Source organism: Solirhodobacter sp., assembly GCF_964715405.1.
On sequence record NZ_CBAICG010000006.1, the window covers coordinates 64,119 to 89,638 of the forward strand.

The following is a 25,520-nucleotide window of genomic DNA, read 5'->3' on the forward strand; positions in this document are numbered from 1 at the left end:
GAAAACAGGGTGCCGAGGGTTGGGCGTGGTCGGATTCAAACAAATCATGGCGATTCCGGGCGATTCCGCCGGGTTTCTGACCGGCGTGACCGGTATGACACTCCTCGCGGGCGCTGGTGGGCCGATGCTCTACCTTGCCACGTCACGCGGTGGCGGGCTGAGTGCCTACGGGGTCGACAGCAACGGGACGCTGAGCCTGTCCGGGACGGAAAGCTACGCCTCAAGTTCCGCGTCCCTCGCCTCCACCGCGCTCGATTCGGTCCTGTTTAACGGCAAGACGATGCTGCTGCCGGTTGGCGCCTATGACACGTCGCTGACCCTCTATGGCCTGAAGGCCGATGGCAGCCTGACGGGCGCCACGGCGGGAATGCTTCCGGCCGCGGCTGCGTTGCCGCACGCGACCAGCGGGACGGTTTCGGTGACACTCGGTACGGTGTCCTGCCTCTATGTGGCGCATGCCGGGATGGCGGCGCCAACGGGCTATGTCGTGGGATCGTCCGGGCTGACCGCGCTGCCCGGGGCGGCAGGAATCGGCGCCCCGCAAGACGGCACGATCACCGCCCTTGCCGCGCTGGACATCGGCACCGCCCATGTCCTTGTCGCGGGGATGAGCGGGGATGATCGCCTGCTCGGCTACACTCTGGCCGCCAACGGCGCGCTCACCTTCGCGGGAACACTCGGCCCCGAGACCGGCCTGAGCATCGCGACACCCACGGCCATCGCGTCCGCGAGCCTCGATGGACACAGCTTCGCGATTGTCGCCTCGGCCGGATCGTCGAGCCTGACGGTCGTCAAGGTCGCGGCGGACGGAACGATGACGGCGACCGATCAGGTGGTGGACGATCTGAACACCCGCTTCGCCGGGGCCAGCCACGTCACCACGGTCACCCAGGGCGGGCATGTCTTCGTTCTGGCCGCCGGATCGGATGACGGCATCAGCCTCTTTGCCCTGACCCCGCAGGGGCGGCTGGAGCACCTTGCAAGCCTTGCGGATTCGCCTGGCACCACGCTTGCCGACATTTCGGCGCTGTCGGCGGTCGCGCAGGGCACCACGATCGACATCTTCGCGACCTCGGCCAGCGAACCCGGCCTGACCGCTCTGGTCGTCGATCTGTCGAAGTTCGGTGCCATCCTTGAGGGCGGCGGCGGCAGCAAGCTCACCGGCACCGGGCTGGATGACATCCTGGTGGCGCATAGCGGCCTCGACCGGCTCTGGGGCGGCGGCGGCGCGGACCTTTTCGTTTTCGATCCCGCCGGACCGACAGCCGATGGCAAGATCGGCACGGTGCTCGATTTCACACCGGGCACCGACCGGCTGGACCTCTCCGCCCTGCCGATGCTGCATGATGCCGGGCAATTGACAATTGTCCCGACCGCAACGGGGGCCGAGCTGCACTTCGGCACCTACTGGATCGAGGTCGATGCAAGCCTGCCGGGCCCCCTGTCGGCCGCCACGTTTTCCAATGCCACCATCCTGAACGCGGACCATGTCTCGGTGACCCTGCCGGACGGGACGGGCTATGTCGAAAATCCGGCGCCGTCCACGCCCGACGGGCTGGTGTTGACGGGCAACGCCGGGGCGAACGCGCTGACCGGCGATCTGGGCAACGATTCGATCTGCGGCGGCCTTGGGAATGACACGATTTGCGGGCTGGCCGGGGACAACACGCTGAAAGGCGATGATGGCGCCGACTCGATCGCAGGCGGCGACGGCAATGATCTGATCTATGGGGGCGACAGCGCCAAAGATGGGGCCGACAAGCTGGATGGGGGGGGCGGAAACGACACGATCGACGGGGGATATGGCAACGATACCGTCATCGGTGGCGCCGGAGATGATCTGTTGTGTGGCGGCGCGGGCAACGATTCGCTGGATGGCGGGACGGGCGCCGACACGGTTCGCGGCGGCGACGGCCTCGACACCCTGCTGGGGGGCGAGGGAAATGATTCGATCCTGGGCGGCGAGACCACCGCCGACCTGAGGGATGTGATCTACGGTGGCGCGGGCAACGACACGATCGACGGCGGCTATGGCAACGACTCGGTCTCGGGCGATGATGGCAACGATTCGCTCGACGGCAACTTCGGCGCCGATACCCTGATCGGCAACGCCGGAAACGACACGCTGAATGGCGGGCCGCTGGCCGATCTGTTGTTTGGCGGGCCGGGCGATGATTTCCTCAACGGCGGGTTCGGCAGCGACCGACTGAACGGCGGAGCCGGAGCGGACCATTTCTATCATTTTGGCATCGCGTCGCACGGGTCCGACTGGATTCAGGATTACAGCACGGTTGAGGGTGATGTGCTGCAATTCGGAAATGCCGCAGCCAAGGCGACCCAGTTTCAGGTGAACTACGCCGAAACGCCGGGCGCCGGAGCGGCAGGTGTGGCCGAGGCCTTCGTGATCTACAAGCCGACCGGGCAGATTGTCTGGGCGCTGGTCGATGGCGCCGCGCAACAGCATATCGAACTGCAAATCGGCAGCAGCCCGGTCCTTCACGATCTGCTGGGATGAAATCACTCTGCCGCCTCACGCGACAGGCCGAGCATCGCCATGTAGTGCGCGATGGCGGTCGCGATCTTCGGATAGTAGACAAGCCTGCCCTGCTCCAGCACCGCGCCGGCTACGCAAAGCCGTTCGAGCAGGCCGAGCGAGTGCGACACCACGATGGCCCCGCTTTGCGCCATCCGCGCCCGGAACACCCGTTCGCTTTTCTGCCGGAAAAGGGCGTCGCCCACCGATGTCACCTCGTCCACCAGATAGGTGTCGAAACGGATGCCCATCGAACAGCCGAAGGCCAGCCGGGAGCGCATCCCCGAGGAATAGCTGCGCAGCGGCAGATCGAAATGCGCCCCGATTTCGGCAAAGTCCTCGACGAAATCCAGCAACTCACGCGTGTCGACCCCGTAGATGCGGGCGACAAAGCGCACATTCTGCGCCCCGGTCAGATCGGGATGGAAACTGCCGGAGAAACCGACCGGCCAGGACACCGTGCCGCTGGAGACGACCTGCCCGCGGTCGGGCGCCAGCGTTCCGGCAATCATCTCCAGCAGCGAGGACTTGCCCGCACCGTTGCGGCCAAGCAACCCGACCGATACGCCCGAGGGGAAGGTCGCATGGATGTTGCGCGCCACGATCTTGCGCCGACCGTGGAGCACATGGGTCTTGCAGAGGTTTTCCAGTCGGATCATGCCCTACCGCCGATCGCGCAGGCTGTAATAGATCAGCGCCAGAACCGCCCAGCCGAGAAAGCAGAAGAACGCGACCAGGCCGGTCAAAAGTCCGCGCCGCGGGTATTCCGAGGCCTCCGCCAGCATCGGTTCTTGATAGGCTGCAAGGTAGAGCGACTGCTGTCGCGCCGCCGCCTCGGCCGAATCGAGCCCGCCCAGCGCCATGGCATAGGCCTTTTCGGCGAAGTCCTGGTCGACGCTCAGCCGCTCGAACTCGCCCAGCAGGCTGGCGTAGGACTGGTCGCCCGGTTTGCCGGGGGCAGAGCCGAAGGTCTGCCGCGCCTCGGCAATGCGGTTGCGGATCACGTCGATCTTGCGCTGCGCCTCGTTGGCCCTCGGGTCGTTGCCGTGCGTGGTCTGATGGACCAGGTCGAGGTCGATCATCGCGGCCACAAGCTGATCCTGCAACGAATTGAGCAGACCCATCTGCCCGGTCACGTCCGCGCTGGGGTCGAGAATCTGCGTCCGGTCGCGAAACCCCTGCAAGGCCGCCCGCGCCGCGCGCAGCCGATCCTCGGCCTGCGTCAGTTCCGTGCGCGCGGATCGCATCGCGTCCTCTTGCGCGATGTCCGACAAATCATTGATCATGCGCGAGCTTTCGTCGAATGCCATCTGCGCCACGACCTGCGCATCGGCGGCCGTGAAAGCCCGCACGTCCAGCGTGATGAGCCCGGTTCCCTGGTCGAGCGACACGGTCACCATGCGGTTCCAGTAATCGACCAGATCCTCGATGCTGCCCGCCGGGTCATAGGCGAAGACCGGATCGGTGGCATGGGCGCGCGCGAACATCGCCCGCAGGTTCAGCCGCGCGTCGAGTTTCTTCACCAGTTCCGGGCCTTGCAGGTATTGATAGACCATGCCTGCATCGGTGCTGCTGGCACCGGAGAGCTGCGAAATCCCCCCGAGCAGGTCGATCATGGTCGAGGATTTCTCGGTCCGGACGGCAAAGCCGACAGTGGCGCCATACTGATCGGCCGCCCGAAACGCGAGGTAGCCGCCCGAGATCAACGTCGGCAATAGGACGAGCGCGAGGAAACTCGCGATCAGGCCCCAGTGGTGGGGCTGACGCCGGGCCTGCGCGGCCGGGCGGGCCACTGGTCGAGGCGGTGGGGCGGCTGCCGGGGCGACCGGCTTCAGCGGAATGGGCCGCCCGGCGCCTTTGGCGCGGGCTTGGGCCTGAAGGCCAGGTTGCGCCACGGTCATGCTCCTTCTCTTGCGCTACTCAAGGTTGCGTGACGGCCGGTCGATCGCCATAAAGGTGAAGCGCAGGCAACCAGGGGGCCGAGATCGTGCAGGACCAACCCGGCGGATCGACCGTCGCCACCGGCCTTCGGCCACTGACGGTGCTGCGCACCATCGTCGCGCTGATGCTGCGCGAGATGGCCACCACCTACGGCCGCTCGCCCGGCGGCTATCTCTGGGCCGTGCTGGAGCCGGTCGGCGGCATCGCGATCCTGTCGGTCGCCTTCTCGATGTTCCTGCACCGCCCGGCACTGGGCACCAACTTCCCGCTGTTCTATGCCACGGCCTACCTGCCCTTCACGCTCTACTCCACGCTCTCGCTGAAGCTCGCGCAGGCGATCCAGTTCTCGAAACCGCTGCTGGCCTACCCGGCCGTCACCTTCATCGACGCGATTCTGGCGCGGTTCCTCTTGAACACGCTGACGCAGGTGGTGGTCTTCATCGTGGTGATCGTCGGCATCCACCTGATCTTCGGCCTGCGCCCGACGCTCGACATGCCCGCGATCCTGCTCGGGCTGACGATGGCGGCCGCACTTGGCCTTGGCGTCGGCACATTCAACTGTTACCTGCGCGCCATCTTTCCGCTGTGGGATACGATCTGGTCGATCGTGAACCGGCCGCTGTTCATCGTCTCGGGTGTGTTCTTCCTCTACGAAAGCGTGCCGCAGACGGTGCAGACGGTGCTGTGGTTCAACCCGCTGATCCATGTCACCGGCGAGATGCGGCGGGGCTTCTACCCGACCTATGAGGCTGCCAATGTGTCGCCAGCCTATGTCTTCGGCGTGGCCCTGACCACGCTGGCCGCCGGACTCCTGCTTCTGAAACGCGCGCATCGCGACATCCTCAACGACTGACCGGAGATTCGGCCCCGTGCCGTTCCCGATGCGTTCAGGTCTAGCGCCCCAGGGTTAACGCTATCTTCAGCGCGCCGCGCTTATTCACATCATTAGGCATCACGGCGAAGCGCCTTGCCCGGCGGACGCTTCAGGAGGCGGCAGGATGACGGCACGACTGGTTCAGCAGGCAGAATGGCTTGGCGAATTCCTCAACCCGCACCCGCGGATCGCACGTTATCTGCGGGCGATCCGACAGGCGGGGCATTTCGATCGCACCTTCTACCGCGGCGCCAACCCCGGCCTGCACCCGCTGTTCCGCGCCTTCCCCGAGCGGCACTACGTCGTGTTCGGCGAGCGTGAGGGGCGCCAGCCCAACCCGGAATTCTCGCCCCGCGCCTACATCCGCCACAACCCCGACCTCACCGGCTGGGCGGCGCGGCCCTACCTGCACTTCCTGCTGTATGGTCGACGCGAGAATCGGCTGACGCGCGACCTGCCATCTGGTCGCATGACGGACAATCGGCCCGCCCCCGTGCTGCGGCCCCGAACGGGCGAAAGGGCCCCCGTCGCCGTCGTCGTGCACGTCTACTATCACGACCTGTGGCCCGAGATCGCCGGGCACCTCGCCGCGCTCGACATGCCTTTCGACCTTTTCGTGACCGTCACCGACACTGGCGGAGGCGCGGCCGAGGCGCTGGCCGAAGACATTCGCGCCGCCTTCCCGGGCGCGCTGGCGGTGCCGATGCCGAACCGGGGGCGCGACATCTTCCCCTTCGTCCATCTGGTGAACGCGGGGCTGCTGGATGGTTATCGGGCGGTCGCGAAGATCCACACCAAACGCTCGCCGCACCGGACCGATGGCGACGACTGGCGGCGCAGCCTGATCGGCGGCGTCCTGCCCGGCGCGGGCACGGCGCGGCGGCTGGCCGCCTTTCTCGCCGACGACGACGCGGGCGTCTGGGTCGCCGACGGCCAGCACTACCGCGACCCGGCCTGGTGGGGCACGAACTTTGACATCACCGCCTGGCTGCTGCGCCGGATCGAAATTCGCGCCGTGCGCGAGACTTTGGCCTTTCCGGCGGGGTCGATGTACTGGCTGAAGCCGGTGATGATCGCGATGATCCGGGGGCTTGAACTGGAGCAGACCCTGTTCGAGACCGAGTGCGGCCAGGTCGACGGAACGCTGGCCCACGCCTTCGAGCGGGCGTTGGGCGCCATCGCCACCGCCTCCGGGCTCACGGTCCGCGAAAGCACCGAGATCATCGAGAGGGCCCGGCCGACGCCAAGACCGCCGCGGAAAGCGCGATATGTCTCGGCCTTCTACCTGCCGCAGTTTCATCGCCTGGCTGAGAACGACGCCTGGTGGGGCCGCGGATACACCGAATGGCAGGCCGCCGCCCGGGCCCGGCCGATGTTCGACGGCCATGCCCAACCGGCGCTGCCAAGCGAATTGGGCTTTTATGACCTGCGCCAGACCGAGGTGATGGGCGAACAGGCGGCACTGGCGCAGGGGGCGGGAATCGATGCCTTCTGCGTCTACCACTACTGGTTCGGCGGCCGCCGACTGTTGGAGGCGCCGCTGGACGGTCTGCTGCGCCGAGAGGATGTCGCCTTCCCCTTCTACCTGTGCTGGGCCAACGAGAGCTGGCGCCGCAACTGGGACGGGCTGTCGGGCGAAACGCTGGTGGAACAGACCTATGCCCCCGGATTTGAAGAGGGGCTCGCCGTTTCCAGCCTGCCCTACATGCGTGATGCCCGCTATCAGCGCCCTGACGGTCAACGGCCGCGGTTCGTCATCTACCGGCCGGAGGACATGCCCGACCCGCTGCGCAATGTCGCCCGCCTGCGCGCCGCCTGGCAGGCGCTGGGGATCGGGCCGGTCGAACTGGGCGCGGTACGGTTCCATGTTGCGGGCGAATCGCCCGTGCCGCCGGACCTCTTCGACTTCTGGGTGGAAATGCCGCCCCATGGCCTCGTGCAGGGCGAGGATTTTCTTTACGGCGGACCACAGGGGAACCGGATGGTGCAGGGGCCCGTGCCCGGTTTTCGCGGGCTGATCTACGATTACGACCGCGTGATCACGCGCAGCCTGTCAGCCGACCATGCGGCCAGCCTGCCGCCCAACACCATCGCGGGCGCGATGCCGTCCTGGGACAATACCGCCCGCCGCGGGCTTGACGCCCATATCGCCTGGGGCAGCAATCCGGGGGCATTCCGGCGCTGGCTGCGCGGGCTCACGGAGCATCGCCTGGCCGGGTCGTATCGCAACGAGGTGTTCCTGAACGCATGGAATGAATGGGCCGAGCGGGCGGTGCTGGAACCCGGCCGCCAGTATGGCCGCGCCTGGCTCGATGAATTGCGCGACTGGCGCGGGATGGGGGAATGAGATGGCACGGGTGATCCTCCACATCGGCACGCACAAGACGGCAACCACCACGATCCAGAACACCTTTGCGGCGAACCGGGCGCTGCTGGCGCGCCACGGGCTGGTCTATCCCGAGCTTGGCCGCGTGACGGGCCATCACGGGCTGGTCATGCAGTGGCTACCGCTGCCCACGGTCTTTGATCTGCCGGGGGGCGCGGCGGCAGGCTGGGCGCGCGTGGCCGCACTGGCGCGCGAAACCGGCACGGTCTTTCTGAGCAGCGAGGAGTTTTCGCGCGGCCAGCCCCTGCCGCGGGTCGATTTGGCGGACCTGCGCCGCCGCCTTGCGCCGTTCGATCAGGTGGACGTGCTCTGCACCCTGCGCGATCAGTTGTCCTACCTGCAGTCGATCTACCTGGAGGTGTCCAAGAAGCACGTGCCGCCACCCTGGCCGACGTTCCTCGCGAATTCGCTCGCCTCCGGCTTCGGCGCCGGGCTGTTTCTCGATTTCAACGCGCTCGATGATTTCCTGCAAGGCGCCTTTGCCCGGGCCGAGATCCACTACCTCGACTTCGCCTCGTCCCAGGCCGCGTCGGGCGGCATCATCGGCCAGGTTCTGCGATCGGCGGGCGTGCGGCTCGCCCCCGGCGATCTGCGGGCGGTCGACAATGGTGCGGCGAATGTGTCGCCCGATCCGCTGGCCGCCTGGGCCGCGAACCAGATTGCGGCGCCCTTCCCCGCGCCAGCGGACCTGGTCGCCCTGGCCGAGGCAACGCTGCGCGAGGAACTGGAGGACGGGGTGCGCACCACCGTCTACACCCGCGCGGAAGAGGGGCGGCTGCTGGCCCATTTCGCACCTCTGAACGCGCGCTTTGTCGAGCGTGTTGCGGAAGGCAACCCCGGCTTTTGCCTGACGATGGCGCCGCCGCCACGCAAACGGCTTTATCGCGACGATGTCGGCCCGGCCTTCTGGGTGCGGATGGCGCGGCGCCTGCATGCCCAGCAGCGGCTTGTTCCGGCCTAAAGGCCCAGCGCCGCCCGCTGCCGCCGCAGCGCATCGGTGGTGCGCACCAGTTCGGCGCTGATTCCCGGCTCCGACAGCGCGTGCCCCGCCACCGGGATCATCCGCAGGTCGGCCCGGGCCCAGCCCTCCGCCAGTTTCCAGGCGGATACCGGCGGGCAGATCATGTCATAGCGGCCCTGCACCAGCACCGCCGGGATATGCGCGATGCGCGCCTTGTGCGCCAGGATCCAGCCGTCCTGTTCCAGAAACCCTGCGTTGGTGAAATAGTGGTTCTCCAACCGCGCGAAGGCACGGGCGTAATCGGAGGGACTGTCGTTCATCACGGCGTCGTGGTCGATCGTCGCCAAGGCGTTTTCCCACCCGGCCCAGAGCCGGGCAAAGCGCGTCTCTTCGCCCGGATCGCCCGAGAACAGCCGCCGCCCGTAGGCCGCGATCAGGTCGCCGCGCTCGTCAGCCGGGACAACCTCGCAGAACCGCGCCCAATGCTCGGGCCAGAACGCGCCCGCGCCGCCGCCATAGAACCAGCGCAGCTCGGCCTTGGTCATCAGGAAGATGCCGCGCAGAATTAGACCGGCGGCGCGTTCCGGGTGCGTGATGGCGTAGATCAGCGCCAACGTCGCGCCCCAGCTTCCGCCGAACAGGAGCCAGCGGCCGATGCCCAGTTCCTCGCGGATACGCTCCATGTCGGCGACCAGATGCCAGGTGGTGTTCGCCTCGACGCTGGCATGGGGGCGCGAGCGGCCGCAGCCACGCTGATCGAACAGGATGATGCGGTAAACCGCGGGGTCGAAGTAGCGCCGCATCGCCGGACTGCATCCGCCACCGGGACCGCCATGCACCACCAGCACCGGGATTCCCGTCGGCAGGCCGCATTGCTCGACATAGACGCGGTGCCCGTCGCCGACGTCGAGCATCCGCTGATCGAAGGGCTCGATCGGCGGGTAGAGGAACTCGACTGCGCGTTTTTGGCCTGAGGCTTTATCCATGACTGACCTATATAGGGGGAAACGATGCCCTGCCACGGGTCCGTGCTCAAGAAAAAGGGACGCCAGCCGCGATGATTGCCGAGACCACCGTCGATGCCGCCGAAGTGGCCAAGTTCGAAGCGATGGCCGCCGAGTGGTGGGACCCCAGCGGCAAGTTCAAGCCGCTGCACCAGATGAACCCCTGTCGGCTGGATTACATCACCCGGCAGATCGCGGCCGAGTTCGATCGCGATCTGGCGGGCATTGCGCCCTTCGCCGGACTCCGCATCCTTGATATCGGCTGTGGCGGCGGGCTTCTGTCGGAACCGATGGCACGGCTGGGCGCGACGGTGGTGGGTGCCGATGCCGCCCCGCGCAACATTCCGGTGGCGCAGCTTCACGCCGAGCAGTCGGGCCTGACGATCGACTACCGCCATACCACCGCCGAGGCGCTGGCGGCGGCGGGCGAGCAGTTCGACGTGGTCCTGAACATGGAGGTGGTGGAGCATGTGGCCGACCCGCTGGCCTACCTGACCGCCTGCCGCGCGTTGCTGAAGCCGGGCGGGCTGATGGTCTGTTCCACCCTGAACCGCAACGCCAAAAGCTTTCTGGTGGCCATCGTCGGGGCGGAATGGGTGATGCGCTGGCTGCCCAAGGGCACCCATGCGTGGCAGAAGTTCATCACGCCCGACGAACTGTTCGACCTGATCCGCCGCGCCGGGCTTGACCCGCTGGACCGCAAGGGCATGGTGTTCAATCCGGTCGCCTGGTCCTGGAGCCTGTCGGACCGCGACCTGTCGGTGAACTACGTCACCGCCAGCCGGAAACCGGCCTGATCAGGCGGCGGGGTCGACGCGCTCGAACCGCAGCCGCATCTCGCGCAACACCGGCAGCACCGCGCGGACCCGGTCGGGACCGAGGGCGGCCACCACTTCGCCGATCACCGGCGCAATGGATTGCAGCGCCGCATCGCGCGCCGCGCGCCCGGCCGGGCTGATCGAGACGAACTTGCGCCGCGCATCGTCCCAGTCGGGGCGGATGTGGACGTGACCCGCCCATTCCAGCTTGGTCAGCGTGTTCGTCATCGCGCCGCGGGTGACGTGAAAGGTCTTGGCCAGTTGCGCCGGGGTGCGTTCGTCGCTCATCCGCGCAAGATGGTTGAGGACGCCGAAATGCGACAGTTCCATCCCCTTCGGCAGCACTTTCGAAACATGCGCGCGAGCAAGCTGATCAGCCATGAACAGCTCGGAAAACAGGGCGTTGGCCAGATCCTCGGGCTTGTCGGCCATCACGGGGCTTTGAACGGCCGGTCGTGCGTGAGCGACGGCACACGGGCCCGGGCGCGCGCCACCTGATCGCGGTCGATGTCGACGAAGGTCACGCCGACCTTGGTGCCCGCGTCCGACAGCACCTCGCCCCAGGGCGCCACGGCCAGCGCGTGGCCGTAGGTTCGGCGGGTGCCGCCGTCATGGGCGGCATGGTCGCCGACCTGCGCGGGGGCGAGGACATAGCACCCGGTTTCGATCGCCCGGGCCCGCAGCAACACCTCCCAGTGGGCCTGGCCGGTGATGTGGTTGAAGGCGGCGGGAACGGTCAGCACCTCGGCGCCGGCCTGCGCCAGCGCACGGTAAAGATTGGGGAAGCGGACGTCATAACAGACGCTCATGCCGATTCTGGCAAAGGGCGTTTCGGCCACCACGGCGCGCGCGCCGGGCCGGTAGCCCGCCGATTCGCGATAAACCTCGGTGTCCGACACGTTGACGTCGAACATGTGGATCTTGTCATAGCGCGCCGCGATGGCCCCATCCGGGGCAATCAGGAACGACCGGTTGGCAAAACGGCCATCGGCGTCATCGGTCTTCAGCCCCAGCGACCCGATCAGCAGCCAGATCCCCAGATCGGCGGCGTCGGCCCGCAGCGCGGCCAGCGTCGGGTCGGTTTCCTCGGGGTGCAGCACCTTTTGTTGATGCGCCCGGTTGGCCGAGATGCAGTTGGTCACCTCGGGCGTCAGCACGAAGCCCGCCCCCCCCTGCGCGGCAGCGCGCACCAGCGCCCGCGTTTCGAGCAGGTTGGCCGCCGGATCGTCGGAGACGTTGAGCTGCAGGAGACCCGCGCGCATCCCTCAGCCCGCCAGCATCGGATCGAGCTTGCCCGCCCGGTCGAGCGCGTAGAGATCGTCGCAGCCGCCGACGTGGCTGCCCCCGATGAAGATCTGCGGCACGGTGTAGCCACCATTCGCGCGATCCATCATCAGCCGACGCAGCGACGGATCGCCTGCCACGTCGTGCTCGGTGAAGGCCGCGCCCTTTTGAGTCAGCAGCCGTTTGGCGGCGTGGCAATAGCCGCACGAGGGCGAGGTGTAGATTTCAACGGGTTTCATGGCAGCGGTCCTGAGATTTGGCGCGATTATAGGGATTTAAGCATCCTTCGCAACGCGCGCCAGTACCAGCACCGAAACCGCAGCAGCCCCCGCGGCCCGGCAGACCTCGGCCGCGGCGGCCAGTGTCGCGCCGGAGGTCAGCACGTCGTCCACCAGCAGGACGTGGCGCCCCGCCAGCCGGGCCGCGCGGCGGGGATGTAGGGCCAGCGCACCCGAGATGTTGGCAAACCGCGAGTCGCGATCCCGACCCTCCTGCGTGGGTGTGCGCCGGGTCCGGATCAGGAGATCGGGGCAATGCTCAAGGCCCGCCGTTGCCGCGACGGCCCGGGAGAGCAGCGCCGCCTGATTGTAGCGCCGCCGCAACAGTCGGCGCCAGTGCAGCGGCACCGGGGCCACCAGCATCCCCGGCCGCAGGATCGGCGCCGCCGCCGCTTGCATCCACTTCGCCGCGGGGCGCACCAGATCGAGCCGGTCGCCGTGCTTGAGCGCCAGCACCAGATTGCGCCCGTTGTCTTTGTAGACCAGTGCCGCGCGGCCTCGGTCCCACGGCCGGGCGATCGTCAGGCAGTCGTCGCAATGCACCGGCGTGCCGTCCTCGGTGCCGGGCAGCGGCGTGCCGCAGATGTCGCAGACCAGCCCGGTCACGAAAGGCGTGGCCTTCCAGCACGCGCCGCACAGGCCGAATTCGGTCGTCACCGGCGCCGCGCAGCTCAGGCAATGCGGGGGATAGAGCAGCCGCAGCACGCTTTGCATTTCCGCGCGAACCTCCTAAGTAACGCCCGACCTTGCAGGAACACCGATGGCCCGTCCCCCGGAACTGACCGACCGCACAGCACTTGCCCGCAACCGGACCCGGGTGGCCGCCGCCCCGGCCACCTTCCTGCACGACGAGGCGATCCTGAACCTGCAGGAGAGACTGGAAGAGGTTAACAGGACGTTCACGAACGTGGCCGTGGTGACCGGTTTCCCTGATCTCTGGCAACGCGCGTTCCCCGGCGCGACGGTGGTGCCCGATGACGAGACCTTGATGCTGACCCTAGGCGGGCACGATCTGGTGATCCATGCGTTCGGCCTGCACTGGGCAAATGACCTCGTCGGCCAGCTTGTGCAATGTCGGCGCGCACTGCGCCCCGATGGGCTGTTCCTGGGCATCCTCTTCGGTGGCCGCACACTGGCCGAACTGCGCGTCGCGCTGGCCGAGGCCGAGGCCCGGATCAGCGGGGGCCTGTCGCCCCGCGTGTTGGCGATGGCCGAGATTCGCGAGCTTGGCGGCCTGCTTCAGCGCGCGGGCTTTGCCCTGCCAGTGGCCGACAGCGACCTGATCACCGTCACCTACGCCTCGGCGCTGCACTTGATGCGCGATCTGCGCGCGATGGGCGAAGGCAATGCAATGGCCGCCCGCAGCCGGAAATCCGTGCCCCGCCGCCTGTTCGCCGAGGCCGCGCGCATCTACGCCGCGACCTTTCCCGCAACGGAGGGCCGCGTCGGCGCGAGCTTCGAGCTGATCTTCCTGACCGGCTGGACCCCGCATGAAAGCCAGCAGCAGCCGCTGCGGCCCGGATCGGCCGTTGCGCGGCTTTCCGACGCCCTTGGCGCGGCCGAGACCCGGCTTGCGCAAGATGGTGGGGCGGCAAGCGATTGACCGCGGGGCAAAAGCCTATATCTCGGACCAAAGCGAGCCTTCACCACTCATCGGAGCCACCGCCATGCAGGATGCCAAGCCGGGTGCGGAGCAGGACATGATTCGGCCCGGCGAGGGTCGGCTCGCACATGCGCCGGGCGACCATCCCCCGGTGCGCCGTTCCAAGGTCGGCGTGCTGGTGGCCAACCTCGGCACGCCCGACCACTACGACTACTGGTCGATGCGGCGCTATCTGAGCGAGTTTCTGTCGGATCGGCGGGTAATCGACTATCCGCGCTGGAAATGGCAACCGCTGTTGCAACTGATCATCCTGAGCAAGCGGCCGTTCAGTTCGGGGGCGAACTACAAGCTGATCTGGAACCACGACAAGGACGAAAGCCCGCTGATGACGATCACCAGGGACCAGACCGCCGCGCTGCGTGAGACGCTGACGGCGCGCTACGGCGACAACGTGATGGTCGACTTCTGCATGCGCTACGGCAACCCCTCCACCGCATCCAAGGTGCGCGCGATGGTCGATGCGGGCTGCGAAAAGATCCTGTTCTTCCCGCTTTATCCGCAGTACGCGGGCGCGACCTCGGCCACCGCCAACGACGCCTTCTTCTGCGCGCTGAGCAAGGAAAAACGGCAGCCCGCCGCCCGCACCGTGCCGGAGTATTTCGATCATCCGCTTTATATCGAGGCGCTGGCGCAGTCGGTCGAACGCGCCTGGGCCGGGCTGAGCCAAAAGCCCGATGTGCTGGTCGCTTCCTATCACGGGATGCCGACGCGGTATCTGATGTCGGGCGACCCCTACCATTGCCAGTGCCAGAAGACGACCCGCTTGCTGCGCGAGCGGCTGGGCTGGAGCAAGGAGATGATTCACACCTCGTTCCAGTCGGTGTTCGGTCCCGAGGAATGGTTGCAGCCTTACACCGTAAAGCATGTGGCCGAACTGGCGAAAGCCGGCAAGACGAGGATCGCGGTGATCGCCCCGGCCTTCTCGGCCGACTGCATCGAGACGCTGGAAGAGATCAATGGCGAGATCAGGGAGGCGTTCGAACACGCGGGCGGTGAAAGCTTCACCTACATCCCGTGCCTGAACGATGACCCGGCGCATATCGCGGCGCTAACCGCTGTGATCGCCCAGAACCTCGCGGGTTGGGTCGGCTGAGGGATGCCGTCACCGACAGGCCGCCGGACAAAGCAAAACAGGCAGCGGAGAACATCCGCTGCCTGCTAACCACTCCATACGGAGTGTGATTACTTCGACGACGCGACAGCAGCGACGACGACAACCAGCAGGATCAGCGGAACGAGCGCCGAGCTCGACGACGACGTTTGCTTCGCCTGGGCGACAGCCACCGGGGCTTCCATCACCGGCTTCGCCATGTTGCCGGCGAAAGCGCTGGAAGCGACGACCGAAATCGCGGCAGCAAGTGCAAGTTTCTTCATAGTAAACCTCCAGAATTCGCCCCGGGCCGTGAATTTCAGAGGACGGCGGGGGCACCCAAGACTGTACCTCGTAGGTCTGTTCAACCACCTGGCGCCGGGGAATGCAACCAAGGTTCCGAGGCCCGTCAACAGGATGGCCATCATGTCGTCAAATTAGCAACACTTGGGTGCCAACTTTCGTCAGGTCGAAGAGCTGCTCGATATCCTCGTTGTAGAGGCCGATGCAGCCGTTCGAGGACCGGCGGCCGATCTTGCGCGTATCCTGCGTGCCGTGGATCCGGTAGAACTGCCAACTCAGATACAGCGCGCGTGTGCCAAGCGGGTTGTCCGGGCCCGCGGGAACGAAGTCCGGCCATTCCGGGTCGCGTTGCTTCATCGCGGGTGTCGGCGACCAGGTCGGGTCCTTGACCTTGCGGATCACCTCGGTCCGACCCTTGCGCGTCAGGTCCGGCGACAGCGGAACGCTGGTGGGATAAAGCTTGTAGATCGTCTGGTCTTCCGACCAGAAGTGCAGCGCGCGCGAGGTCGTATCGACCAGGATCGCCCCGTTTCGGGTGTTGTCGAAATGGTCCTGCCACTGCAGCGAGCGGAAGCTCGAAATGTTCCGCCGCACGACCGTGTTCAGATCGGACTCCATCTCGGTCGAGTTCGCCTGCTGCGCCGAGGCGGGCAGCGCCATCACACCCATCCCGGCGGCGACCGTGCCGAGAAAAGCCCGGCGGTTGAATTTTCCAGAGTACCAAGCACTCATGAGTGCGCCTCCTGATGTCCTGCGTCGTGATGAGGCAGTATCTTACATCCCTCGGGCTTGTGGCGGCAATTCAAACGGCCGTCAACGCGCCGCCCGATGGCATTGTTGCGTTTGAACACTACGGCGCGACCCTGTAAAGGTCGTCAAGCGTCTCAACCGGGTGTCGAATACATGAATCGTCTTGCCGTCATGCTTCTTGCTGGAACTGTCGCCCTTGCCGGGTGCAGCGAACAACCGCAACTTCCGCAAATGGGGGCAGACGGCAAACCGCTGCCGCAGGTTTACGCCATCGGGCCCGGCGATTCCTCGAAGGTCGTTTACCGGATGCTCGACAACATCAACACGTTGCGCGGCCGGTCCCACGAGGCGCCGCTGGCGCTGGATTCGCAACTGACGGCCGCCGCCGCGACGCATTCGCGCGACATGTCGGTGCAGAACCGGCCCTGGCACTTCGGCTCCGACGGCTCTTCGCCGATCGACCGGGTGAAGCGCACCGGATACCCCGGTCTCTTCCTGGGCGAGGACATCTCGGAAACCTACGAGACCGAGTTGCAGACGCTGGGCGCCTGGATGGACCAAAAGGACACGCGCGACGTGATCCTCGACCCGAAGGCCGTGAACCTCGGCTTTTCCTGGTATCAGGAATCGAGCGGCAAGATCTGGTGGACGCTGGTCACCGGGAACTGAGGCGGTCGCCTACGGCAGGATGAAGATCGGCGTGCCGGTCTTCACCATCGCGTAAACATCCTCCATCTCCTTGTTCGGAATGGCGATACAGCCTGCCGTCCAGTCCGTGCCGTTGGTCCGACGGCCTTCCTGGCCGTGGATGAAGATGTCGCCGCCCGGCGATTCGCCCATCGCGAGGGCCGTCTCGGCATCCGTCGCGTTGGGGTAGGAAATACCCAGAGACAGGTGGAACGCGCTGTCGGGATTGCGGCGGTTGATGATGTATTGGCCCTCGGGGGTCTTGCCGTCACCCTCGACCTGCTTCGGCCCGACCGGGTTGCCGCCCAAGCTCACTTTCTGGGCCTTCAGAATGGTGCCGTCATGCAGCAGCAGCATCGTGCGCTGTGACTTGTAGACCTGCACCTGAGTCACCTCGGGCCCGTTGTAGGTCTTGAACTTGTTGTGGCCACAGGCTGCAACGCCACCGACCAGCGCAAGGGCGAGCCCGATCCGCGCGAATGTCATCTTTCAGTCCTGCCTCTGCGCCTCTGTGGGCTTTGGCGCAGTCTACAAGAGCCGCGCCCGATTTGCCTAGACGTCACCGCCCGTCCAGCGTGAACCCTGCCGCAATTTCGACATGCGCCGACCAGCGGAACTGATCAACCACCTGCACCCAGTCGAGCCTGTAGCCCGAATCAGTCAACCGTCGCGCGTCGCGTGCAAACGTGACCGGGTTGCAGGACACCATCGCGATGACCGGACGTCCCGCACGGGCCAGTTCCGCGACCTGCGCCTCGGCCCCGGCGCGGGGCGGGTCGATCACGATCGCGTCAAAACCCTTCAGCTCCTCGGCCAGCACCGGGCGGCGAAAGAGGTCGCGTGTCTCGGTGGTAACGCGCTTCAGGCCCACCGCCCCGCGCCAGCCACGGTCGAGCGCCGCCAGCAGCGCCGCATCGCCCTCCGCCGCGTGCACCTCGGCCCGCGCGGCCAGCGGCAGGGTGAAGGTGCCGCAGCCCGCGAAGAGATCGGCCACCCGACGTGCATCGCCCACCGCGTCTTTCACCGCCGCCAACAGCGCCGCCTCGCCCTCGGCCGTCGCTTGGAGGAAGGCGCCCGGTGGCGGCACCACGCGCGCCGCGCCAAAACGTTGGCCGGGCGTCTGCCTTTGCGCGATGGTCTCGGCGTCCCAGGTCAGGCGCGCGATGCCGCCCGCCTCGGCCACCCGCGCGAGCGACAGCCGCAGTGCCCCGTCAAGCGGCTTGCCACCTGTCACCGCCAGATCCGGCCCCGCATCGGAATGGGTGACCGTCAGCGACAGCACTCCCGTGCGCGAACCGCCCGTGGTCACCAGCGCCTCCAGCGCCGGGAAGGCCGCCATCAGGCCGGGGTGCAGCAGACGACACTCCGGCACTGCGGTCACGGCATCCGAACCGGCGCCGTGAAAACCGAGGATCACGCCTTTCTTCGTCCGCCGTCCCGCCAGCGTGGCGCGCCGCCGTGATTGCGGCGGCGAGGTCAGAATGGGCCGGAACAGGGTCGATAGCCCCTGCGCCTCCAGCGCCGCGCGCACGACGCCCACCTTCCATTCAGCCACGAACCCATCCGAGGCGTGTTGCAGTGCGCAGCCCCCGCAGGCGCCATAGTGCGGACAGGGCGGCGCCACCCGATCGGGCGACGGCGCGACGATCCGCGGCGCTGGCATCGTGTCGCCGACAAGGTCGCCCTCGACGACCTCACCGGGCAGCGCGCGCGGCACATAAACCGGCCCCGGCCCGATCCCGTCGCCGAGATGGCCCAGGCGTTCGATCGTCAGCCTCACTCCGCCGCCTCTTCGGTGCCAAGAAAGCCGCCCGACTGCCGCGTCCAGTAGCGCCAGTAAAGGCCGTGGCGGGCCAGCAGCGCCGCGTGCGTGCCCTCCTCGACGATGTGGCCCGCGTCCATCACCACGATCCGGTCCATTTCGGCGATGGTGGACAGCCGGTGGGCGATGGCCAGCACCGTCTTGCCCTCCATCACCCGGCCCAGCGCCTCCTGAACCTGCGCCTCCACCTCGGAATCCAAGGCCGAGGTTGCCTCGTCCAGCACCAGAATCGGCGCGTCCTTCAGGAAGGCGCGGGCCAGCGCGATCCGCTGCCGCTGGCCACCCGACAGCTTCACACCGCGCTCGCCCAGATGCGCGTCGTAGCCGCGACGGTCCATGTGATCGACCATCCGCTCGATGAACTCATGCGCCTCGGCGCGCTTGGCGGCGGCGATCATCTCTTCGTCGCTCGCGTCGGGCCGGCCATAGAGGATGTTGTCGCGCGCCGAGCGGTTGAACATGGCGGTTTCCTGCGTGACCATCGCGATCTGGCGCCGCAGGCTTTCCTGCGTCACGTCGCGCACGTCGTGGCCATCGATCAGAATCCGCCCGGTTTCGGCGTCATAGAGCCGCAAGAGCAGCGCGACGAGGGTCGATTTCCCCGCCCCCGAGGCGCCGACGATGCCCAGCTTTTCGCCCGGCCGCACCGTCAGGTCGACGCTGTCGATCCCACCCGAGCGGCGGCCGTAGGCAAAGCCCAGGGATTCGAACCGGATCTCGCCTTTCACCCGGCCCAGCACCAGCGCCCCCGGCTTGTCGGTCAGCGAGTGCGGCGGGGTCAGGGTGTTCATGCCATCCTCGACCTCGCCCACGCTGCCGTAGATGCCCATCAGCGACATGCTGACCCAGCCGGTCATCTGCGCGATGCGGATCGCGATGGCGCCCGAGGCGGCGATGTCGCCTATTGTGGCGTGGCCCTGTGACCAGAGCAGAATCGCGCCGCCGACCAGCAGCACCGGCAGCACCCCCGCAAGCACCATCAGCGTGAACCGGAACCAGGTCGAAACCACGCCGAAATCGAGCGCCCGCTCCCGGTAGCCTGCCATCGCTGACAGGGCCGAGCGATCCTCATACTCGGCATGAGCGAACAGCTTCACCGTCTTGATGTTGGTGATCGAGTCCACCACCTGGCCCGTGACCATCGCACGGGCCGAGGCGCGGGCAGCGGATTTGCCGCGCACGCGGGGCACGAACCAGCGGATGAGGGCAAGGTAGGCGATCAGCCACAGGGTCAGCGCCAGCGCGATCCGCGAATCCACCGCCAGAAGGAAGACCGCCGAACTGACCAGCGAGGCCAGCGCAAAGGCCACCACGTTGACCATTTCGGTCGCCACATCCGTCGCCGCCCGCGCCGTCTGCATCTGTTTTTGCGCGATGCGGCCGGCGAAGTCGTTGTCGAAAAACGTCACCGACTGCCCCATCGTGAAGCGGTGCAGCCGCGACAGGACCAGAGGCAGCAGGTTCGGCCCCAGCGTGATCGAGACGGTCGCGGTCGACATCCCGAAGATGAGCGGACGCGCAAGGATGTAAAACAGCGTGAAGCCGAGATAGAGCGGCCAGTGCTGGCGCAACACCCCGGCCTGGCCCGCGGCCTGCGCCGTGTCGACGACGGCACCCAGAAGCATGGCCGAGATGACCTCCAGCGTGCCCGCCGCGGCAGAGATCGCGGCCGACCACAGCAGCGCGCTCCAGGCGCCGCTGAAGCACCAGACGAAGAAGGCGCCAAGGGTGCGCGGCGGCGCACGGTCGGCGGGGCGGAACGGGTCGATCCAGCTTCCCAGGGTCATTCGGCGGCCTCATCTTGCGGTTCGACGCCGATGAAGCCACCCGATTGCCGGTTCCAGAGCCGGGCATAAAGCCCGCCACTCGCCAGCAACACGGCATGGGTGCCATCCTCGGCGATATGCCCATCATCCAGCACCACGATCCGGTCCATATGCGCGATGGTCGACAGCCGGTGGGCGATCGCGATCACGGTCTTGCCCTGCATCAGACCGAAAAGCGTCTCCTGAATCGCCGCCTCCACCTCGCTGTCGAGGGCGCTCGTGGCCTCGTCGAGCACCAGGATCGGCGCGTCCTTCAGGATCACGCGAGCCAGTGCGATGCGTTGCCGCTGACCACCCGACAGCTTCACGCCGCGCTCGCCCACCCGCGCGTCATAACCCTGGCGGCCGTCACTGTCCTGCAAGGTCGCAATGAACCCGTCCGCCGCCGCCCGCTGCGCGGCCTTGCGCATCTCGGCCTCGGTCGCCTCGGGCCGACCGTAGAGAATGTTCTCGCGCACCGAGCGATGAAGCAGCGCGTTATCCTGCTGCACCATACCGATTTCGCGGCGCAGGCTCTCTTGCGTGACGGCGCAGATATCCTGACCGTCGATCAGGATCTGCCCGCCCTCCATGTCGTAAAACCGCAACAGCAGCTTGACGAGGGTCGATTTGCCCGCGCCCGAGCGCCCGATCAGCCCGATCTTTTCACCCGGCCGGATGGTCAGGGTCACACCGTCCAGGCCCCCGCTGCCCCGCCCGTAATGATGGCTGACGCCCCGCACCTCGATCCGCCCTTCGGTCAGCCACAGGGGCCTGGCGTCCGGCGCGTCGACCAGGGTCACCGGCTGCGCGATGGTCTCCATCCCCTCGGCGACAATGCCCAGCGCCTGCACCAGCGCCGTGGTGGCCCACATGATCCAGTAGGTCATGTTGTTCAGCCGCAGGACCAGCGCCGTGGCCGCGGCGACCACGCCGACGCTGGCCTGCCCGTGAAACCAGAGGTAAAGCGCCCAGGACGTGACCGAGACGATCAACCCGCCGTTCAGCACGGTCAGCATGATGTCCATCTTGGTCACGACACGCATTTCGACCTGAAACTTCTCCCGCGCGGTCTCGATCACTTCCTTCGCGTAATTGATCTCGTCGTCTTGGTGTGCGAAGAGCTTGACCGAGTGGATGTTGGTGTAAGCGTCCACCACGCGCCCGATCACCGCCGAGCGCGCATCCGATGCAGCCTTCGACGCCGGCCCCGCCCGCGTCAGCGTCCAGCGCACCAGAGCGGCGTAAAGCACCAGCCAGACCAGCAGCGGCAGCACCAGACGCGGGTCGGCGCTGCTCAGAACCGCCCCCGCGCCGATCAGCGTTGTCGTCGCAAAGGTCACCGCATCAAAGGTCTGGAACACCGCATCGCCCGCGGCGGGCGGCGTCTGCATGATCCGGTTGGCGATGCGCCCGGCGAAGTCGTTCTCGAACCAGCCGACCGACTGACGCAACACATGCCGGTGCGCGCGCCAGCGGATCATGGTGCCGAAGTTCGGCAGGATCGTGTTGTGCAACAATGTCGTGTTCAGCGCCGCAAGCAGCGGGCGAACCAGCAGCACCACCGCCCCGGCCAGCAGAAACTCGGTGCCATAGGTCACCCAGACGTCGTCGGGTGTGCCCTTCGACAGAAGATCGACCAGTCGGCCGACGTACCAGATCAGCCCGACCTCGATCAGCGCGACCAGCGACGAGGTGACGGTGGTCAGGGCGAAGACCCGGCGGAAGGGGCGCACATACTCGCGCAGAAACGGCCACAGACGCCGAGGTGGCGCGTCTGTCTCGATGTAGGGCGTGTAGGGATCGACAAGCCGTTCGAAAAACCCGAGCACGGTGGCCTCTTCGCGCGTTACCAAGGGGATATAGCCCGCTTCGGTCCGAAGGGAAACCGCTCAGTGCCGGAAGAGGTAGACCACACCGACGGCGATCATGGCGCCCATCACGGCATCGAACACGCGCATCCGCCGTCCCTGCGACAGAAACCGCCGCAGGACATTGCCCAGCGCCGCCCAACCGAAGGCCGATGAAAGGCCCACCACGACAAACACCCCGGCGATCATCAGAGCCGTGGTGACAGGATGCGCCGGGTTGACGAACTGCGCCGTCAGCGAGATCGCCATCACCCAGGCTTTCGGGTTCACCCACTGGAAGGCCGCCGCCTCGTGAAAGCGAAAGGGCCGCGCCGACGCCGCAGAAGACCCTAAACCGCCCGAAGTTGCGATTTTCCACGCCACCCATAGCAGCATGGCCGCGCCACCGTAGCGCAGAACCTCGCGCAGGAACGCGCTGGCCTGAAACGCCTCGCCCAGAAACAGGCCGACGATGAACACCATCAGCGGAAACCCGAGGCCGACCCCCAACGCGTGCGGAACCGTCTGCCGGAGCCCGAAGTTCACCCCGGAACTCGCCAGCAGCGCGTTGTTCGGTCCTGGCGTCCAGGCCGAAGCGAAGGCAAGCGCGAAGAGGGTCAGGAAGGCGTCAAGGGTCATGATCGGTCAGTCAGGATGGCTGACCGATCTAGGCGCGGCCCGGTGCGCGGGTCAAGTCAGGAGTTCATCACGCCCAAGGGCGAACCCCGAGGCGATCCACCGCGCCTCAAGCTCGGCAAGGCGGGCGCCCAGCGCGGTGCCGGTGTAAGCAGGCATCAGGTCGGCCGCGCGCAATGGAAACTTCGCCGCCGCCCCGGTCGCCACCTGCCCCCGCCAGTCCTCGGCCGGGGTCGACCCCATCAGCGCCGCTCGTGCCAGCACCGCATCCGTGGCGACGAGCGCACCGAACCGGTATCCAAGCTCGCCCGCACCACGGGTTGACGCCATTTCGTCTCTGATCAGGCCCAGAATGCGCGACTCTTCCCGTGAAAGACGCAGAGCCGCCTGAACATCCTTGCCGCCAAGAACCGCCAGACGCCGCGGCCAGCGCGGAAGAAGCCCCCCCTCCAGATGGACCAGCACCGGCAAGGCACCCGGATCGGCGCCGGGGAGCACATGGGTCAGAACCCCGCAGCGGGCCATCGCCGCAACGGCCGGGGCGGGGTCCGGCGCCGCGAGGAGCTTTCGCATTTCGGCGCCCAGCCGTTCATGCGAAAGCGTGTCTATTCCGGCCGAATGTGCGGCACAGGCGGCCAATCCCTCCGCGTCGAACCCGCCCGCCGGATTGGCATACCAGGCATGGAAGCGAAAGAACCGCAAGATGCGCAGATAATCCTCTTCGATCCGCGCCACCGGATCGCCGACGAAGCGCAGCCGCCTGGCTCGCAGGTCCGCCAGACCGCCAAGCGGGTCCACCACCTCGCCATCCGGCGTGGCGTAGATCGCATTCATGGTGAAATCGCGACGCGACGCATCCTCGGCCACGTCCTCGGAAAACGCGACGGTCGCATGGCGGCCGAAGGTCTCCACATCGCGTCGAAAGGTGGTCACCTCATAGGGAGCGCCGCCGCTGACGACGGTGATGGTGCCGTGTTCGATACCCGTCGGCACCGCCCTCAGGCCCGCCGCTTCCGCCAATGCAGACACGGTTTCCGGCCGCGCATCGGTCGCGATGTCGACATCCGCCACCAGTTCGCCCAGCAGCGCGTTGCGCACACAGCCGCCGACAAACAGCGCGCGATGCCCGGCCCCGGTCAGCGCCCGGCAGACCGCCTGCGTTTCGGCCCGCGCCATCCAGTCGCCGCCGATCTTCATTCGGCCATCCGCCGCGCAAGACCGTAAAGGATCCGCGCCGTGGCGCCCCAGATGTAGTATGGGCCCCAAGGCACCGTATAGTAATGCCGCCATTCCTCGCGCCAGCGTCGCCGCTCCACCCGAAAGCGTGTCAGGTCGGTCACATGAGCGAGCGGCACCCGGAACACTTCGACCACTTCGTCGTCTTGCAGGACCGGGGCAAAATCGGCCCTGATCCGACCCAGGATCGGCGTCATCGTGAAGTTCGTCACCGTTTCATGCGAAGGCAGCCGCCCCAGCACCTCGACCAGGGCGGGATCGAGGCCGATCTCTTCGTGCGCCTCGCGCAGCGCCGCGGCTTCGATGCTGATGTCCGACGCCTCGACCTTGCCGCCCGGAAAGGCGATCTGCCCCGGATGATGCTTGAGATGCGAGGATCGTTTGGTCAGGATCACCTCGTCCCCGCGCGCGCCGATCAGGGGTACCAGCACGGCGGCCGACCGCAAAACGCGGCCAACCGGGGGCCGGTAATCCGGAGTCAGGTCGAAATCGGATGACCTGTCAGCCGACTGCGACAGCGCCCGCATGACCGCGGCGAAGGGGTCATGCGATGGCACCGGCACCCTCCGCCGCATCACGCCCAAGGGTTGCGGGGTCGAACTCGTAATGTGCGCCGCAGAACTGGCAATCGGCGGTCACGATCCCCGCTGGCGTCACCATGCTGGCGATATCGTCGGCCGAATAAATCGACAGGCTCTGGCGCACCTTGTCGGCCGAGCATGAACAGCCGAAGGCAACCGGCTGCGGATCGAAGACACGCGGCCCCTCTTCGTGGAACAGCCGCACCAGAAGGTCGGTCGGCTGCACGGACGGCCCAACCAGTTCCAGTTCTTCCACAGTATCGAGCAGGAGGTTGGCGCGCCGCCAGTTTTCTTCATCCTCGCCGTCCAGCATGTCGGTGGGTGCCAGCAGTCCGCCCGCACCCGAGCCGCCCTCGCCCTTGGCGAACGGCGAGGCCTTCGGCATGTGTTGCAGCATGACCCCGCCAGCGCGCCACTCCGAACTGCCCCCCGGCACGGAGGATTGGCCGAAGGTCAGCGCAAACCGGGTCGGCAACTGTTCCGACTGGGCGAAATATGTCTCTGCGCAGGCTGAAAGCGAGCCGCCGTTCAGCGGCGTGATCCCCTGATAGGGCACCATTCCACGGCCCTGGTCGATGATGATGGTGAAATAACCTTCGCCGATCAGATCGAAAGGCCGGGTCGTCGGCTCCAGCGCATCGGCATCGAAGTTCGCATAGGCACGGATGCGCGAGGGCGCGCCTTCCGCCGTGGGGGCGTAGTAGTCGGTCGCGATCAGCTTTGCGGCTCCGGCGCCCCGGATTTGCAGTGAAAGCCGCCACCGCAACTTGATCGTCTGCCCGATCAGGGCCGTCAGCAGCGCCGCCTCGGCCACCAGGGCACCGATCGCGGGGGGGTAGTCGTGCTGCCGCAGAATGCGGTCCAGCGCGCCGTCCAGGCGGGCGATGCGGCCGCGGATGTCGGCGCGGTCCAGTTGAAATGGCAGGACGGTATCGTCCCAGGCGATTCGTGATCCGAGTGTCATGGGGTTTCCTTGCGCCATGCGTCTTGGCATACCGCCGTAATATAGGCGCGGCAA

Annotated in this window: 25 protein-coding genes; 8 read left to right on the top strand and 17 right to left on the bottom strand. The window is 66.9% G+C overall.

Features of this window, described 5'->3' with window-relative positions; genetic code table 11:
- The first annotated feature begins 46 nt into the window (after positions 1-46).
- Positions 47-2,515, top strand: coding sequence for a hypothetical protein (locus AC11WY_RS03985; protein WP_482922773.1), 2,469 nt, complete (start codon positions 47-49; stop codon positions 2,513-2,515).
- Positions 2,516-2,517: 2 nt separating this feature from the next.
- Here AC11WY_RS03985 and AC11WY_RS03990 read toward each other — a convergent pair whose 3' ends face one another.
- Both AC11WY_RS03990 and AC11WY_RS03995 read right to left on the bottom strand, forming a co-directional pair.
- Positions 2,518-3,192 carry an ABC transporter ATP-binding protein gene (locus tag AC11WY_RS03990; RefSeq protein WP_482922775.1) on the bottom strand — a complete coding sequence of 225 codons (675 nt, stop codon included), beginning with the start codon at positions 3,190-3,192 and terminating at the stop codon, positions 2,518-2,520.
- 3 nt (positions 3,193-3,195) lie between these two features.
- Entirely contained in the window at positions 3,196-4,434 is a 1,239-nt protein-coding gene (locus AC11WY_RS03995) for a KpsE/RkpR family capsule polysaccharide export protein (protein WP_482922777.1), read from the bottom strand.
- A 164-nt stretch (positions 4,435-4,598) separates the two neighbouring features.
- Between AC11WY_RS03995 and AC11WY_RS04000 the strand changes: the two genes are divergently transcribed.
- The 3 genes from AC11WY_RS04000 to AC11WY_RS04010 all read left to right on the top strand — a co-directional run bounded on the left by AC11WY_RS04000 (position 4,599) and on the right by AC11WY_RS04010 (position 8,695).
- Positions 4,599-5,327 carry an ABC transporter permease gene (locus AC11WY_RS04000; protein WP_482922911.1) on the top strand — a complete coding sequence of 243 codons (729 nt, stop codon included), beginning with the start codon at positions 4,599-4,601 and terminating at the stop codon, positions 5,325-5,327.
- A 145-nt stretch (positions 5,328-5,472) separates the two neighbouring features.
- The gene (locus tag AC11WY_RS04005) at positions 5,473-7,695 is read left to right on the top strand and encodes a glycoside hydrolase family 99-like domain-containing protein (protein ID WP_482922779.1); all 2,223 of its coding nucleotides are present in this window, start codon (positions 5,473-5,475) and stop codon (positions 7,693-7,695) included.
- A 1-nt stretch (position 7,696) separates the two neighbouring features.
- Positions 7,697-8,695, top strand: coding sequence for a hypothetical protein (locus tag AC11WY_RS04010; protein ID WP_482922781.1), 999 nt, complete (start codon positions 7,697-7,699; stop codon positions 8,693-8,695).
- On the opposite strand, the gene pip is transcribed toward AC11WY_RS04010, so the two are convergent.
- On the bottom strand, positions 8,692-9,681 hold the full coding sequence (pip, locus tag AC11WY_RS04015) for a prolyl aminopeptidase (RefSeq protein ID WP_482922783.1): 990 nt from the start codon (positions 9,679-9,681) through the stop codon (positions 8,692-8,694). The two genes, AC11WY_RS04010 and pip, sit on opposite strands and share 4 nt — an antisense overlap.
- 71 nt (positions 9,682-9,752) lie before the next feature.
- On the opposite strand from pip, the gene ubiG reads away from it, so the two are divergent.
- Complete coding sequence (gene ubiG, locus AC11WY_RS04020) at positions 9,753-10,496, top strand: bifunctional 2-polyprenyl-6-hydroxyphenol methylase/3-demethylubiquinol 3-O-methyltransferase UbiG (RefSeq protein ID WP_482922785.1); 744 nt, start codon at positions 9,753-9,755, stop codon at positions 10,494-10,496.
- On the opposite strand, the gene AC11WY_RS04025 is transcribed toward ubiG, so the two are convergent.
- The 4 genes from AC11WY_RS04025 to AC11WY_RS04040 are packed head-to-tail and all read right to left on the bottom strand — an operon-like array spanning position 10,497 to position 12,793.
- Positions 10,497-10,949, bottom strand: a complete 453-nt coding sequence (locus AC11WY_RS04025; protein ID WP_482922787.1) for a MarR family winged helix-turn-helix transcriptional regulator — start codon at positions 10,947-10,949, stop codon at positions 10,497-10,499.
- Positions 10,949-11,779, bottom strand: a complete 831-nt coding sequence (locus AC11WY_RS04030) for a carbon-nitrogen hydrolase family protein (RefSeq protein WP_482922789.1) — start codon at positions 11,777-11,779, stop codon at positions 10,949-10,951. Before AC11WY_RS04030 ends, AC11WY_RS04025 begins: the two co-directional genes overlap by 1 nt.
- A 3-nt stretch (positions 11,780-11,782) precedes the next feature.
- Positions 11,783-12,040, bottom strand: coding sequence for a glutaredoxin 3 (gene grxC / locus AC11WY_RS04035; RefSeq protein ID WP_482922791.1), 258 nt, complete (start codon positions 12,038-12,040; stop codon positions 11,783-11,785).
- A gap of 36 nt (positions 12,041-12,076) precedes the next feature.
- On the bottom strand, positions 12,077-12,793 hold the full coding sequence (locus tag AC11WY_RS04040; protein WP_482922793.1) for a double zinc ribbon domain-containing protein: 717 nt from the start codon (positions 12,791-12,793) through the stop codon (positions 12,077-12,079).
- A 46-nt stretch (positions 12,794-12,839) separates the two neighbouring features.
- Between AC11WY_RS04040 and AC11WY_RS04045 the strand changes: the two genes are divergently transcribed.
- The gene (locus AC11WY_RS04045; protein ID WP_482922795.1) at positions 12,840-13,682 is read left to right on the top strand and encodes a methyltransferase domain-containing protein; all 843 of its coding nucleotides are present in this window, start codon (positions 12,840-12,842) and stop codon (positions 13,680-13,682) included.
- A gap of 97 nt (positions 13,683-13,779) precedes the next feature.
- Complete coding sequence (gene hemH, locus AC11WY_RS04050) at positions 13,780-14,835, top strand: ferrochelatase (protein ID WP_482922797.1); 1,056 nt, start codon at positions 13,780-13,782, stop codon at positions 14,833-14,835.
- An 89-nt stretch (positions 14,836-14,924) separates the two neighbouring features.
- On the opposite strand, the gene AC11WY_RS04055 is transcribed toward hemH, so the two are convergent.
- Positions 14,925-15,116 carry a hypothetical protein gene (locus AC11WY_RS04055; protein ID WP_482922799.1) on the bottom strand — a complete coding sequence of 64 codons (192 nt, stop codon included), beginning with the start codon at positions 15,114-15,116 and terminating at the stop codon, positions 14,925-14,927.
- Between the two features lie 148 nt (positions 15,117-15,264).
- Positions 15,265-15,867 (bottom strand): L,D-transpeptidase, encoded by a 603-nt coding sequence (locus AC11WY_RS04060; protein ID WP_482922801.1) that lies wholly within the window; start codon positions 15,865-15,867, stop codon positions 15,265-15,267.
- Between the two features lie 171 nt (positions 15,868-16,038).
- Between AC11WY_RS04060 and dalA the strand changes: the two genes are divergently transcribed.
- The gene (gene dalA, locus AC11WY_RS04065) at positions 16,039-16,554 is read left to right on the top strand and encodes a divisome-associated lipoprotein DalA (RefSeq protein ID WP_482922803.1); all 516 of its coding nucleotides are present in this window, start codon (positions 16,039-16,041) and stop codon (positions 16,552-16,554) included.
- A gap of 9 nt (positions 16,555-16,563) precedes the next feature.
- Here dalA and AC11WY_RS04070 read toward each other — a convergent pair whose 3' ends face one another.
- The 8 genes from AC11WY_RS04070 to hslO form a co-directional block, all read right to left on the bottom strand.
- Positions 16,564-17,058 carry a L,D-transpeptidase family protein gene (locus AC11WY_RS04070; protein WP_482922805.1) on the bottom strand — a complete coding sequence of 165 codons (495 nt, stop codon included), beginning with the start codon at positions 17,056-17,058 and terminating at the stop codon, positions 16,564-16,566.
- A 73-nt stretch (positions 17,059-17,131) separates the two neighbouring features.
- Entirely contained in the window at positions 17,132-18,352 is a 1,221-nt protein-coding gene (locus AC11WY_RS04075) for a class I SAM-dependent RNA methyltransferase (RefSeq protein WP_482922807.1), read from the bottom strand.
- The gene (locus tag AC11WY_RS04080; protein ID WP_482922809.1) at positions 18,349-20,181 is read right to left on the bottom strand and encodes an ABC transporter ATP-binding protein; all 1,833 of its coding nucleotides are present in this window, start codon (positions 20,179-20,181) and stop codon (positions 18,349-18,351) included. Before AC11WY_RS04080 ends, AC11WY_RS04075 begins: the two co-directional genes overlap by 4 nt.
- Positions 20,178-22,031: an ABC transporter ATP-binding protein gene (locus tag AC11WY_RS04085; RefSeq protein WP_482922811.1), complete on the bottom strand. Its 1,854-nt coding sequence runs from the start codon at positions 22,029-22,031 to the stop codon at positions 20,178-20,180. Before AC11WY_RS04085 ends, AC11WY_RS04080 begins: the two co-directional genes overlap by 4 nt.
- Before the next feature lie 60 nt (positions 22,032-22,091).
- On the bottom strand, positions 22,092-22,688 hold the full coding sequence (locus AC11WY_RS04090; RefSeq protein WP_482922813.1) for a LysE family translocator: 597 nt from the start codon (positions 22,686-22,688) through the stop codon (positions 22,092-22,094).
- A gap of 51 nt (positions 22,689-22,739) precedes the next feature.
- Positions 22,740-23,882, bottom strand: coding sequence for a CCA tRNA nucleotidyltransferase (locus tag AC11WY_RS04095; protein WP_482922815.1), 1,143 nt, complete (start codon positions 23,880-23,882; stop codon positions 22,740-22,742).
- The gene (locus AC11WY_RS04100) at positions 23,879-24,496 is read right to left on the bottom strand and encodes a CoA pyrophosphatase (RefSeq protein ID WP_482922817.1); all 618 of its coding nucleotides are present in this window, start codon (positions 24,494-24,496) and stop codon (positions 23,879-23,881) included. The genes AC11WY_RS04095 and AC11WY_RS04100 overlap by 4 nt, the downstream gene beginning before the upstream one ends.
- On the bottom strand, positions 24,465-25,466 hold the full coding sequence (gene hslO, locus AC11WY_RS04105; RefSeq protein WP_482922819.1) for an Hsp33 family molecular chaperone HslO: 1,002 nt from the start codon (positions 25,464-25,466) through the stop codon (positions 24,465-24,467). Before hslO ends, AC11WY_RS04100 begins: the two co-directional genes overlap by 32 nt.
- Positions 25,467-25,520: the final 54 nt, after the last annotated feature.

Bases quoted from the DNA above. Each gene is read 5' to 3' on its own strand.
- AC11WY_RS04080 (WP_482922809.1), bottom strand. From the start codon at position 20,181: ATGACCCTGGGAAGCTGGATCGACCCGTTCCGCCCCGCCGACCGTGCG.
- dalA (WP_482922803.1), top strand. From the start codon at position 16,039: ATGAATCGTCTTGCCGTCATGCTTCTTGCTGGAACTGTCGCCCTTGCC.
- AC11WY_RS04100 (WP_482922817.1), bottom strand. From the start codon at position 24,496: ATGCGGCGGAGGGTGCCGGTGCCATCGCATGACCCCTTCGCCGCGGTC.
- grxC (WP_482922791.1), bottom strand. From the start codon at position 12,040: ATGAAACCCGTTGAAATCTACACCTCGCCCTCGTGCGGCTATTGCCAC.
- hemH (WP_482922797.1), top strand. From the start codon at position 13,780: ATGATTCGGCCCGGCGAGGGTCGGCTCGCACATGCGCCGGGCGACCAT.
- AC11WY_RS04040 (WP_482922793.1), bottom strand. From the start codon at position 12,793: ATGCAAAGCGTGCTGCGGCTGCTCTATCCCCCGCATTGCCTGAGCTGC.
- AC11WY_RS04025 (WP_482922787.1), bottom strand. From the start codon at position 10,949: ATGGCCGACAAGCCCGAGGATCTGGCCAACGCCCTGTTTTCCGAGCTG.
- ubiG (WP_482922785.1), top strand. From the start codon at position 9,753: ATGATTGCCGAGACCACCGTCGATGCCGCCGAAGTGGCCAAGTTCGAA.
- AC11WY_RS04090 (WP_482922813.1), bottom strand. From the start codon at position 22,688: ATGACCCTTGACGCCTTCCTGACCCTCTTCGCGCTTGCCTTCGCTTCG.
- pip (WP_482922783.1), bottom strand. From the start codon at position 9,681: ATGGATAAAGCCTCAGGCCAAAAACGCGCAGTCGAGTTCCTCTACCCG.
- AC11WY_RS03985 (WP_482922773.1), top strand. From the start codon at position 47: ATGGCGATTCCGGGCGATTCCGCCGGGTTTCTGACCGGCGTGACCGGT.
- AC11WY_RS04070 (WP_482922805.1), bottom strand. From the start codon at position 17,058: ATGACATTCGCGCGGATCGGGCTCGCCCTTGCGCTGGTCGGTGGCGTT.
- AC11WY_RS04055 (WP_482922799.1), bottom strand. From the start codon at position 15,116: ATGAAGAAACTTGCACTTGCTGCCGCGATTTCGGTCGTCGCTTCCAGC.
- AC11WY_RS04030 (WP_482922789.1), bottom strand. From the start codon at position 11,779: ATGCGCGCGGGTCTCCTGCAGCTCAACGTCTCCGACGATCCGGCGGCC.
- hslO (WP_482922819.1), bottom strand. From the start codon at position 25,466: ATGACACTCGGATCACGAATCGCCTGGGACGATACCGTCCTGCCATTT.
- AC11WY_RS04000 (WP_482922911.1), top strand. From the start codon at position 4,599: ATGCTGCGCGAGATGGCCACCACCTACGGCCGCTCGCCCGGCGGCTAT.
- AC11WY_RS04060 (WP_482922801.1), bottom strand. From the start codon at position 15,867: ATGAGTGCTTGGTACTCTGGAAAATTCAACCGCCGGGCTTTTCTCGGC.
- AC11WY_RS04005 (WP_482922779.1), top strand. From the start codon at position 5,473: ATGACGGCACGACTGGTTCAGCAGGCAGAATGGCTTGGCGAATTCCTC.
- AC11WY_RS03995 (WP_482922777.1), bottom strand. From the start codon at position 4,434: ATGACCGTGGCGCAACCTGGCCTTCAGGCCCAAGCCCGCGCCAAAGGC.
- AC11WY_RS03990 (WP_482922775.1), bottom strand. From the start codon at position 3,192: ATGATCCGACTGGAAAACCTCTGCAAGACCCATGTGCTCCACGGTCGG.
- AC11WY_RS04045 (WP_482922795.1), top strand. From the start codon at position 12,840: ATGGCCCGTCCCCCGGAACTGACCGACCGCACAGCACTTGCCCGCAAC.
- AC11WY_RS04095 (WP_482922815.1), bottom strand. From the start codon at position 23,882: ATGAAGATCGGCGGCGACTGGATGGCGCGGGCCGAAACGCAGGCGGTC.
- AC11WY_RS04010 (WP_482922781.1), top strand. From the start codon at position 7,697: ATGGCACGGGTGATCCTCCACATCGGCACGCACAAGACGGCAACCACC.